The following is a 12,139-nucleotide window of genomic DNA, read 5'->3' on the forward strand; positions in this document are numbered from 1 at the left end:
ATTTTAAAATATTTATTTTAATATAACAATTTTTTTTGTAATTGCAATTTTTTTTAACTAAAAAACAATGATTTTTATAAATATGATTTTTTTTAATATGTGTAATTATTAGATATTTGGCTATATCTTTTTATTTTAAATAATATATAATTAATATATACAATTATATAAAAAAGGTATAGATGTTTAGGTTTATTTATTTTTTTATTATTTTGTTAAGCATGCTCTCATGCAATAAGAATAGCTATCGCTTGGAAGATAAAAATGGTAATAATAATACTTTTGAAAACTCACAACTTATATCTAAAGACGGCATAAAAGGAAGTATTGTTAAAGGTCAAAAGGATTATTATTATTTTAATATTAATAAAGAAGAGCTTATTGATTTTGATATATCTAACTTAGGAGATAAGCCTATAACTATGACTTTATATAACTATAAAACTAATGTTATTAAAGTGATAAGTGAGTTTGAAAATACAAATGAGAATACGAGAGTTTATACTATTCAAACCAATGATAAAGGTGAAGTGTATTCTTCTCAGGTTATGAAAGGTATTTATTTTAGACCATCAGAAAATACTGAAGAAAATAAATATTATATAGTTATAGAATCCAAAAATGATGACACTGAATATAGCTTTGTTCTTAAGAAAAGAGAATATAATGAAACTGATGAAAAAGAACCTAATGATATAATATCTCAATCACAGATAATAGATGTTAATAGCGAAAATAGAGTTTATACTATAGATGGATATTATAGCCAAGTTTTTAATCCTAAGTTGTATTCTGGGGATTTAAAAAACATGGAGATAGATTCTTATAAAGTTACAAATAGTTCTTTTAATACTTATTCTATATCCATAGAGCTTTCTGGAGTTCCTTCTGTAGATGCTAGTATAAGATTATATGATAATGCTGGAAACTTTATTGCTGATTATGACCTTAATAATGCTGGTGACGGTGAGATTGTTGAAAAGTTAGTGCTTTATCCTTATATGTCATATTATTTTGTTTTGGTGTCTGAAAGGGCTGTATTAAATATACCATATAGGGTGAGTGTGTTGGCTAAGCCTTATGATAAATATACTGAAGATGAACCTAATAATAAATATACTCAAGCACAAAATATAGAGTTTAATAAAACTTATAAGGGTGCTATAGATTATTCTTATGACAGAGATTATTATACATTTAATGTGCCGATACAATCAAGCATAAAACTATCTTATTTTTTGATAGATTCCCAAGCTATTAATTTGAGAATATCTAATGAAAATGAAGGAATAATAGCTACTATGCCTCAAAATGATGATGAGTATATTACTAGCTTAAAGCAAGGAAAATACTATTTGATTTTTGAAAGAGATACAACTAAAGAGAAATGGGTGAAGGGCAGTTCTAAGATTAGAAATTATGAGTTTAGTATAGCCATATCTAATGAAATTAGCGGATATTATGAGGATTTAAATTATCTTAATGATTACTATAGCAATGATTATGATGATAGTTTTTATAATAATAATTATAGTGACGGCTTTTACAATAATGGATATAGCGACAGTGTTAATAATGATAATCAAACAGAATATAGTAATAATGAAGAGACTAATACTTATATAATACTAAAAGATGAAGATTATAATGCAGAATATTATCATTATAATAGTGAAGACAGTAATATGATAAATAATCAAGAATATACTAATTATGGTGAATATTAATTATGGGCATAAAGGATATTTTTAAGAAAAAAAATATTAAAAAAGATTCATCTGAAAATAAAGAATCTTCTTTAGAAAATAATACTAAAGAAAATAATTCTAAAAAAAGAAGATTTAAAAAGAGATATATTCCTTTAATAATAATTTGTGTTTTAATTATAGCTGTAATTGGTGTTAGAATATATTTAAATAATGATAGAGTAAAAACTATAGTAGAGAATGTTGTATATTCTTCTTTAAATAGAAAATTAGTAATAGAAAAATTTAGTTATGGTTTACTTTTCCCTAAAATAGAAGCAAGTAATATAACTCTTTATAATTCTACAAACTTTAATGAAGCAGAAAATATAAGTTTAGATAATTTAAGATTAAGGTTTTCATTATTTCAATTACTTTTTTTAAGGCTTCATATAAAAGAATTAAGTATTGATAATTTGTATGTGAATATGTTTACAGATGAGGCAGGAAATTGGAATCTTCCTGATATGCCGCCTTCAGAGCCAAAAATAGAAGATACAAACAAAGAGCCTTTTGACTTTACCAAATTAGATTTTCTAAAACTAAAAGCTGATATAGAAAATATTAGAATTAATAATTTATCATTTAGTGCTGATAGTTTATCTTATGTTACAAATAATAGCGGACTTTTTGCAAGTTTAAGTAATTTTAATTTGCATTTAGATTTAAATACTAAAAGATTTGCTTTATCTAAAGTAATGGGAGTTTCTGCTCCTGAGGTTTTGAAGAAGCTTAATATAAAGAGTTTTATAAGCAATGATTTAGTTTATAATAATTCTGCGTTAAATTTCAAAGATGAGCCATTATTTAATTTGGATATATCTTATCCTAATGAAGATGAGATAAAAATTGTATTTGATTTTGAAGTGAGTGAACCAAATTTAAAATATAATGGAATGAAAAAAGATGATATGCAATTAGCATTTAATTTACTTGCGAGATATAACATAAAAACTCAAAGTATGTATATAGATAATATTTCATCAGAGCTTTTGAATGATGAGATTTTAAAAGTAATAGCATCTGCCACAAATATATTTAATAATAATATAGGAATTGATTTAAATACTTTTTATGCAAGACTTGATTTAGGAAAGGTAAATAGTTTAACATCTATGTTTATGCCAGCATTAGGTATAAATATGAATGGGCTTTTGAATATTGATGCTGATAAAACTACAGGCACTATTAATAATCTCAATAATAAACTTACTATAGCTATGAAGAATATCAATTTTGATATGCAAAAAACTATATCTATAAAGAATCTTAATTCTACAACTGTAGTTGATTTAACTATTAATCCAGAAATAGAAGTTGCTGTTGATAATAAACTTACAATAGAGAGAGCAACTGCTTTAAGAAGGTATAGATTTAATAATGCTAATGTGGCATTGAGGGTTGATTCTTCATTAAACGGACTTACTTCTATAGCTACTGTAATAAATGACCCTAATAAAAAAAGCGATGCTATTGTTTATATAGATAATATTTCAGCTAAATATGGAAATGCCAGCATTTTACTTAAAGGACTTGTACGTTTTGATGAGCCTACAGATTTAAAATTGAATGTTTCATCACTTCCAGTGGCAGATTTTAGCGGAGGTTTGGCAAGAGGTTCATTAAACTTAGATGCTAATGTTTTTGGTAAGCTATTAAGCGATATAGACCTTAATTTGAAAGGAATAATAAATAATTTCTCTTACAATTTAAATGGTGAGGTTTCTTCTACTACAAAGGCTAATATTAATATGCTTGCTAATGCCAACATTATTTCACAGGATATTAATGTTTCTGAGTTTAATATTGATTTGGGTAATTTCTTTAATTTTAAGTCTTATTTAAATTTACAGGGTATGGGGTTAAAAAGCGGTTTTGTTAATGTGCATACTTTAAGAATTGCCCCTTATGCCATGAAAAATTGGCTTTCTACAAAGTTTGCTGAGTTAGTAGATGGGCTTCCTTTTGAAGATGATGTTAAGCTAACTAGTGCTATTGCTTATAATTTGTCTTTGGAAGATACATTTGCAAGCGTTACTAATTATACAACTGTTTATGTAACAGAAAAGCAGTATAAACTTCAAGATGTTACTATGAAAGTTGATGCTGATGTTAATTTTGGCGAGAACTTATACGCTAATATAAGAAAGTTTGATATAGATAGTCCTACTAACAATTTGAAAGTGAGAGTTGATGGTTATTTTACGCCTGTGATAAAAAATGCTGATTTGAACTATGAGGTTGGTTTAGATACTGATAGTTTATATTTGCCATTTGGAATTGAGATTGGCGGGCTTTTAAGTATAATAGGAAATTTAAAAAATAATATTGCTGATGGTGATTTGATTGCTGATAATTTCTTTGCTAATATGGATTCTCCAGATAAGATGTCTATATTATTAAAGGGTTTAGATTCTAATATAGATTATCATTTTGATTTAACTCCTAATAAAAATCAGGTGGTTTCAACTGCGGCAAGATACAATCCTCTAACAAGTCAAGTGCCAAATTTATTTATTGACCAGCTTAGAGTATATTTAAAAATACCTCCTTTTATAGATGACAGTATTAGGATAATGGATTTTTCTTCTTCTGTAAGAGTGCAAGGACACGGGCTTACAATACAAGACTTAAAATCATCTTTGTATATTGGCGGAGAGAAGTTTGATGATAATTTATTTTTAGCATCAATATCAAACAACACTGCACCAAGAAGGGGAGCTATACACTTGCCTTGGCTTAATGTTGATTTGGGAAGCTTTGATACCAGCACTATAAAATATGATATGAGAATGCTTGCAAGTGATATTAACTTTAAATATTTGCTTCCTCCTGAAAATAGAGATAAAATTAATGATGAAAAATTATTGGTTAATTTAACAGCAGATATTGCTGGTGTTGGTATTAGCCCTCTTAATAATATAAGACCTACTACATTCTTTGTGGGTATTAGTAAAATGTCTACAGAGTTTTCTAAGTTCTTAATAGAGATGATACGTCCTATTAACCCTGGTATATCTACTGTTGAAAACATTGTTCAATTTGGTTATGACCCTAATTCTGTGGAGTTTAGTATATCTGCTAATAAAGTATTTACTACATTCTACTTTAGAGACCAAAACTTAGACAAGCCTAATCAGCAAAAGCAGCAATTAATAGCATTTGAAGGTGATAAGTTCGGTCTTGAACCTATGCCTTTCTCTGATGTTATATCTTACTTAGAAGGCGGAAATTAAGGAGATTTTATGAAGAAGTATTTAGTATTTTGTATTTTTATATCAATTATTTTTACTAGCTGTTCTAAACTAATATTAGTTCAAGAGCCTGAGATGAGAGTTTTGGGAGGAAAGACTTTAATAGAAGCACAGGTTTTGGGAAGATATAGACAAATTGATGAGAGTGCTTATCAGATTTCTACTCTTTCAACAGATAAAGATTTAAGCCTAATAATGGTGAGTACAAATGTTTCTGATGAGGTTGCTTCAGAATATAAAGAAGCTTTAATTAGAAGTATGTTTAATCAAGATGAGATTAACCTTTATAAAACTAATGCCTATATTGGAGAGAATAATAGCGGATATTTATCATATATAGCATTTGATGTTACAGAGCCTGAAGTTCAGTATGGAGAGACTAGAATAGAATATATAAAAGAGATAATGGAAAAAGAAAACGCTGACAGAAAGATTATAGCTGAATATTTAATATTATCAGACCCAAAACTTACAATGTCTAATATAAAAGAAGTAGAGGCGGCACTTTATAAGAGAAATATAGAGCGTCTTGTAAATAACAGTTATTATCAACTTCCAGATGATAGCTGGACTTTATACACAAACTCTAATTAATATTAGCTAAAAAATTAAGTTTATAATTAAAATATGTTTTTTGTTCAACTTTTTCCCGCCTTCGCCATGCGGATTTCATCAAAGTTTTCGCCCTTCGGGCACGCTTCGCGAAAGTGCAAATAAAAAAATAATATTAAATCATAATTAATTATATTTTTATGTATAAAATAAATTGCTAAGCTTAGATTAAATAAAATACAGCCTTTTGGCTTCTTTTTGGCAATACCATAGGCACTTCCTTCGGTCGCCCTAAAGGACTCCCTACGGTCGCAAAAGAAGCGGGGTGCGAGGCAAAACCATGCAATAAATATAAAACTATTTTTATAAAATGTTTATCTAAAATTAAATTTATTATTAAAAATATTTGGCGTTTTAGTTTATTTTTAGGAAAGGTATTGTTTTGGTACGGCTTGGTGCATACTGTTACTGTGTTTAGGAAGTTCGCTGAAGGGGCTTGAGTTTTTTATTCATACCTATATAATGTATTAAATAATGTTTTAGTTTTTTTATATTATTAATTTTATTAGGAGGTTTAATTATAAAATGGCTAATCCAGTTTTATCAGAAAAAGCTTTTGATTATGAATTAAGGAATGCAAATGAAGGCACTATGACTATTAATGGTGCTATAAACAAATCTATTATTTTAACATTAGTTTTAATGCTTTCTGCAATGGTGAGCGTATTTTTTGTTTTAGCAAATAGTCCAGAGATGCTTTATCCTGCTGCTTTAGGTTCATCTATAGGGGCTTTTGTTTTAGCTTTAATAATGACTTTCAAAAAAGAGTTGGCAAAGGTTTTATCTATACTTTATGCCATACTTGAGGGTGTTGCTATTGGGGCGATTTCTTATGTCTTTAATGCTGCTTATGATGGTATAGTTGTTCAGGCGGTGTTTTTTACTTTTGCTGATTTATTTATTATGCTTTTACTTTATAGATTTAGAATTATAAGAGTAACAGAAAAATTGAGAAGTGTAATAGTGGCTGCAACTTTATGTATAGCTATTGTGTATTTAGTTAATTTTGTGATGTCATTTTTTGGTACTAAAATTCCTTTCTTATATGGTTCAAGTCCTTTAAGCATTGGTATTAGCGTTGTTATAGTTTTAGTAGCTTCATTTAATTTGCTTTTAGATTTTGACTTTATGGAGAAGGGTGAAGCTTATAATATGCCTAAATATTTTGAATGGTATGCTGCTTTTGGTTTACTTGTTACTTTAGTTTGGTTATATTTAGAGATATTAAAACTTTTATCAAAGATAAGAAGCAGAGATTAATAATTATTAAATAATTTATTATAAAAGGTGTGCATAAATTGCATGCCTTTTGTTTTTTTATATTATTTTATTTTTCACAACAAAAAACATAATGAGGCATATCCATGTTGTAATAATGCTTTGTTATTTTAGCTATTATTTTCATTTGGTTTTTTATAGCAACTTTTTGAGAGGCTATATTATTATCTCTTATTATAGAATAAACCCTATCAGCATTTAATTTATCAAAAGCATATTGTTTGCAAGAAATGGCACTCTCTATAGCTAAACCTCTATGCCAATAATTCTTATTAAATAAATAACCTATCTCAAGCAATTCATTAGAGCCGCTTATTTCTATATCAATATTTTGTATTGTTAAACCAGCCTGCCCAATGAGTTTATTGTTTTCTTTTAATATAACAGCCCAAAGTCCAAAACCATAAGTCTTATATCTATTTATTTGCTTTTCAAACCATTCTCTGCTTTCTTCTTCTGAAAATCCATGCTCATAAGCATACATAGTCTCTTTATCTTTTAGTATCTCACATAAGCTATTATAATCTTCTTCGCTATTTTCTTTTAATTCTCTTAATATTAGTCTATTTGTTTCTATAATTTTATTCATATATAACTTCTAATTATATTATGTATTTCTTATCGTATTAAATAAAATAATTTATAAACTATTTAGTAATAAAAAATCAATATAATTACCATAATATTTTTATTTAATATAAGTTCTATATTTTTATAATTATATATAGTTTTTAATATGTAATTAATATTTTTATTATTTGCTTTTTTTTATTTTAATATTATAATACATGCAATCGATAATGAGATATGTTGATAAAATATAGGAAGGGTAAATTGAAAATAAGAGAATTATCTAGAATAAGCGGAATATCACCAGCAACTATTTCTAGAATGTTAAAGGATCCTAATTCTGTAAAAGCGTCTACAAGAAGTAAGATTAATGATATTTTAAAAAATAATGGTATAGATAATTTTGCTATAAACTCTATAAAAAGAATTATATTAATAATTCCTGATTTAAGTAATACTTTTTATATTGATATGTTTAATGGCATAATATCTATTGTACAAAAATCTAATATTCCATTTGAAATATATTTAACTAATGAATCTATTGATGAAGAAATAAGAATATTTTCTAGAATAGAAAATGACAAAGATATAGGAGTTATATGGGTTCCAGCTTCTGCTAAAAGAGATAAGCTTCCATATAATAAAAATAGTAATATTGTTTCATTGGTTGATAGAAATTTAGAATTTGAAGATATATATATAAAAAATTTGTCCAATAATTTTAGTGCCGCCAAAAAAGCAACGGATTTATTGATAGAGGGCGGTGCTAAGAATCCTATAATTATAACAGGCAGCCTTAATTTAAGCAATGCTCAAGAGAGAAAAGAGGGCTTTTTAGATAGTATTAGAAGCCATAATTTAGATAATGGCATGGAAAGAGTATATTATGGTGATTTTAATAATAGTGATAGTGGGTATCATATAATAAAAAGGCTTGCTGAAGAAAATGTGAAATTTGATTCAATATTAGCTGCTAATCAAATAGTAGCTATAGGTATATTGAAAGCTTTAAAAGAATTAAAATTATCAATACCAGAAGATGTATCAATAATATCATTTGATAAAGTAGTTAATTTGTATTCAGAAAATCAAAATATATCAGAAGTTGTATTTCCAGCATTTGATATAGGAGTTAACGCTGCTAAAGTTTTATTAGAACAACAAAATATTAATATGTCAAAACAAATATATCATTTTTCTGCTCAGTTTAATTTAAGAGGAAGCGAAAATAAATTATAATATTTATAAAAAATAAAGGCTGCTAATATTTCAAGCAGCCTTTTATCAATTATAGCAATATGAATTAATAAGCTTTTTTATATAAAGCTAATATATCATCTAATGTTACATCTCTCGGATTTCCGCCAGTACATACATCAGCTAAAGCATCTTTTGCCAATCTTGGTAAATCCTCTTCTTTGATTTTTAATTCTCTTAAATTAGCAGGTATATTAACATCTTTAGAAAGTTTTTTAACAGCCTCAACAGCTTTTTTAGCAGCTTCTTCTTTACTTAGCCCATCAACTTTTTCACCCATTGCTACAGCTATATCTACATATTTATCTATACAAGCAGGCATATTAAACTCCATAACTATAGGAAGGAGTACAGCATTAGCAACACCATGAGGAATATCAAATATAGCACCAAGCGGATGCGCCATAGAGTGAACAATACCAAGTCCTACATTGCTGAAGCCCATACCAGCAACATACTGAGCAATACTCATTCCATCCATATCTTTCATATTTTTATCTTTAACAGCTCCTCTTAAATGTTTAGATATAAGTTCCATAGCTTTATATTCAAACATATCAGAAATAGTATGAGCACCTTTAGTAATATAACCTTCAATAGCATGAGTTAAAGCGTCCATACCTGTAGCAGCAACAAGGCTATTAGGCATAGAAGCCATAAGTTCAGCATCTACTAAAGCAACTATAGGTATATCTTTAGGATCAACACAAACCATCTTTCTATTTTCTGCTTCATCTATAATTACATAGTTGATTGTAACTTCAGCAGCAGTACCGCAAGTAGTAGGAAGTGCCATAATAGGAACACTTTTATTTTTTGTAGCAGCAACTCCTTCAAGAGATTTTACATCAGCAAAATCAGGATTATTTTTAGTAATACCTATAGCCTTAGCAACATCCATTACAGAACCGCCTCCAACAGCGATTAAAAAATCTGCACCAGATTCATTAAATTTAGCTAAACCATCTTTACAGTTTTTAATAGTAGGGTTTTGTTTAATATCTAAAAATGTATCATAAGCAATATTAGCACCATCTAATACATCTTTTACTTTTTTTAGAACCCCGCAAGAATCTAAAACCTTATCACTTACTAAAAGAGCCTTTTTAAAACCTCTTGCTTTTACTTCTGTAGCAAGTTCGCTTCTTATACCAATTCCAAAATAGCTTGTTTCATTTAAAATATATCTAGCCATTAAAATACTCCTTAATTTTATATAAATTTATTTCTTCTTAGATTTAGAAGATTTAACAGTTGTTTTTTTAGTTTTATGTTTTACATTAAGACCATAATTTTTGAATTTTTCTAATACTATTTCCATTTCACTGTCTGGCAACACAGAATAATCTCCAATGCCTCTTACACCCATATATAATCTTGCTAAATTTTCAACTTCCATCATAACATGATATGCTTTTGGTAATGTTTCATCAGCAGCTAAAAGACCATGGTTTTTTAGTATGCAAGCTTTATATCCTTTCATGGTTTTAGAAATATTGTCGCATAATTCCTGAGTACCATAAGTAGCATATTTAACGCAAGGTATCTTATTTCCTCCAGCAACGCCCACCATATAATGAATAGCTGGTATATAGTCTATATTCAAAATAGAAACCATAGATGAATAAATAGCATGATTGTGTATTACAGCATTAAAAGTAGGGTTATCTTTAAGAATAGATAAGTGAAATCTCCATTCGCTTGAAGGAATTTTATCCTTTTCTGGTTTTCCATCTCCATCTACAAAAACAATATCATCAGGCGTCATAATCTCATAAGGCATACCAGAAGGTGTAATAAGCATACCATCTTTAAACCTTATACTTATATTTCCAGCAGTACCTTGATTAACTCCGTCTTTTCTCATGTTTAAACAAGCTTCTATTATGCTTTTAGCTAAATCTTTTCTATTTGCAGTAGCCATTTTTTCTCCTTAAAAATATTATTATTATAAAAACATTATATTTGTTTTATATCAAAACTATTAACAACTAATTTTCTCATTTCATTAGTATCTTTTAAAACCCCCAAGGCTTTAAATTGTGCTAATATATTACCAGTAGCAGTACATTCTATAGGGCCTATAGAAACAGTTAAATTAGTTTTTTCTTTTGTAAGTTCGCATATTAATTTATCTTTTGTTCCTCCGCCTACAATGCATAGTTTATTAATATCTTTATTTAAAAGTTTTTTAAGACTATTAATATATTTAGCATAGCTTTCAGCTAAAGAATTATAAACAGAAGCTATTATAATACCTTTTTTATCTTTTTCTACATTAGTTTGATTAGTATCTTTATAATAGTTTAATATCTCATCTTCTATATCTTTAGGATTGTAGAATCTATTATCATTAATATCTATTCTATGTTCATCTTTAATAGAGTCTCTTGCAAGTTTTTCCATATCATTGAATGAGATTTGATATTTTTTTTGAAGAAGCTGTATAGTCCAAAGTCCATTTATGTTTTCTAAAAATCTTATAGTATTATTATATCCCATTTCATTTGTAAAACCGTTCTCAAACGCTTCATCGCTTAATATTGCTTCTTTTAATTCAACTCCAAGCAAAGACCAAGAACCAGAAGATAAATAAGCAGTATTATCATCAAAGATAGGGGCAGATAATACGGCGGATGCAGTATCATGAGAAGCAACAGCAATAATGTCAAATGGCTTACATCCTAAATAATCTGCTATTTCTTGTTTTAATAAACCTTTTTTACTTCCTGCTTCTTGTAATGACGGAAGTTTATTAATGTCAAAATTTATTTTATCTAAAATTTCTTTTGACCAGTTTTTTTTATTTATATCTATAAGCTGAGAAGTAGAAGATATAGTATATTCAGCGGAAATATTACCTGTCAAAAAATATCCGAATAAATCAGGAGTAAACAATAACTTTGAAGCATTATTTACAATGTTTTCTCTGCCTTGTATATCTTCATATATTTGCATTATACTGTTAAAAGGCATGCAGGATATTCCTGTTATTTTATATAATTCTTTAGCAGATAATCCTATTTTTTCTAATTTCTTTATTGTATCTATAGTTCTGGTATCTCTATAATTTATGGGGTTTGATAATAATTCTCCATTTTTATCTAAATATGCATAATCAACCCCCCATGAATTGATACCTAAAGACGAAGGCTGAATACCCATATCTACAACCTTTTTAATTCCTTTTAATAATTCATTATACATATATATAAAATCTGTATAATAGTAATTATTAATTTTTATAGGAGATAAAGAAAACCTATGTATTTCTTCAAGAGTCATTTTATTGTTTTGGAATTTTGATAAGAAAATTTTGCCTCCAGATGAGCCAAAATCACAAGCTATAGAATAAATTTCACTATTCATAAAAATCACCGTTATTATAATGTAATACAATTATAATAAATTTTTGTTTTC

The 12,139-nt window shown here is 27.5% G+C and carries 9 protein-coding genes; 5 read left to right on the forward strand and 4 right to left on the reverse strand.

Annotated features, from left to right (window positions below; translation table 11 throughout):
* Window positions 1-221: 221 nt before the first annotated feature.
* The 4 genes from R4I97_RS05515 (at window position 222) to R4I97_RS05530 (ending at window position 6,871) form a co-directional block, all read left to right on the forward strand.
* Entirely contained in the window at window positions 222-1,727 is a 1,506-nt protein-coding gene (locus R4I97_RS05515) for a peptidase (RefSeq protein WP_335784089.1), read from the forward strand.
* A 2-nt stretch (window positions 1,728-1,729) separates the two neighbouring features.
* Window positions 1,730-4,981, forward strand: a complete 3,252-nt coding sequence (locus R4I97_RS05520) for an outer membrane assembly protein AsmA (protein ID WP_335784090.1) — start codon at window positions 1,730-1,732, stop codon at window positions 4,979-4,981.
* Between the two features lie 9 nt (window positions 4,982-4,990).
* Window positions 4,991-5,593: a DUF1318 domain-containing protein gene (locus R4I97_RS05525; RefSeq protein ID WP_335784091.1), complete on the forward strand. Its 603-nt coding sequence runs from the start codon at window positions 4,991-4,993 to the stop codon at window positions 5,591-5,593.
* 543 nt (window positions 5,594-6,136) lie between these two features.
* Window positions 6,137-6,871, forward strand: a complete 735-nt coding sequence (locus R4I97_RS05530) for a Bax inhibitor-1/YccA family protein (protein WP_335784092.1) — start codon at window positions 6,137-6,139, stop codon at window positions 6,869-6,871.
* 67 nt (window positions 6,872-6,938) lie between these two features.
* Here R4I97_RS05530 and R4I97_RS05535 read toward each other — a convergent pair whose 3' ends face one another.
* Window positions 6,939-7,478: a GNAT family N-acetyltransferase gene (locus R4I97_RS05535; protein WP_335784093.1), complete on the reverse strand. Its 540-nt coding sequence runs from the start codon at window positions 7,476-7,478 to the stop codon at window positions 6,939-6,941.
* A 245-nt stretch (window positions 7,479-7,723) separates the two neighbouring features.
* On the opposite strand from R4I97_RS05535, the gene R4I97_RS05540 reads away from it, so the two are divergent.
* Window positions 7,724-8,701 (forward strand): LacI family DNA-binding transcriptional regulator, encoded by a 978-nt coding sequence (locus R4I97_RS05540; protein WP_335784094.1) that lies wholly within the window; start codon window positions 7,724-7,726, stop codon window positions 8,699-8,701.
* A 64-nt stretch (window positions 8,702-8,765) separates the two neighbouring features.
* Here the strand turns inward: R4I97_RS05540 and fucO are convergent, their stop codons facing one another.
* Genes fucO through R4I97_RS05555 form a run of 3 tightly spaced genes read right to left on the reverse strand, consistent with a single transcriptional unit; the run spans window position 8,766 to window position 12,088 of the window.
* Window positions 8,766-9,914, reverse strand: coding sequence for a lactaldehyde reductase (gene fucO, locus R4I97_RS05545; RefSeq protein ID WP_335784095.1), 1,149 nt, complete (start codon window positions 9,912-9,914; stop codon window positions 8,766-8,768).
* A 27-nt stretch (window positions 9,915-9,941) separates the two neighbouring features.
* A complete protein-coding gene (locus R4I97_RS05550) occupies window positions 9,942-10,643 on the reverse strand; it encodes an L-fuculose-phosphate aldolase (RefSeq protein WP_335784096.1) in 702 nt (233 codons plus the stop codon).
* Between the two features lie 35 nt (window positions 10,644-10,678).
* The gene (locus R4I97_RS05555) at window positions 10,679-12,088 is read right to left on the reverse strand and encodes a rhamnulokinase family protein (RefSeq protein WP_335784097.1); all 1,410 of its coding nucleotides are present in this window, start codon (window positions 12,086-12,088) and stop codon (window positions 10,679-10,681) included.
* Window positions 12,089-12,139 lie beyond the last annotated feature (51 nt).

Source organism: Brachyspira pilosicoli, assembly GCF_036997485.1.
In the GTDB taxonomy this organism is placed as follows: Bacteria; Spirochaetota; Brachyspiria; order Brachyspirales; family Brachyspiraceae; genus Brachyspira; species Brachyspira pilosicoli_C.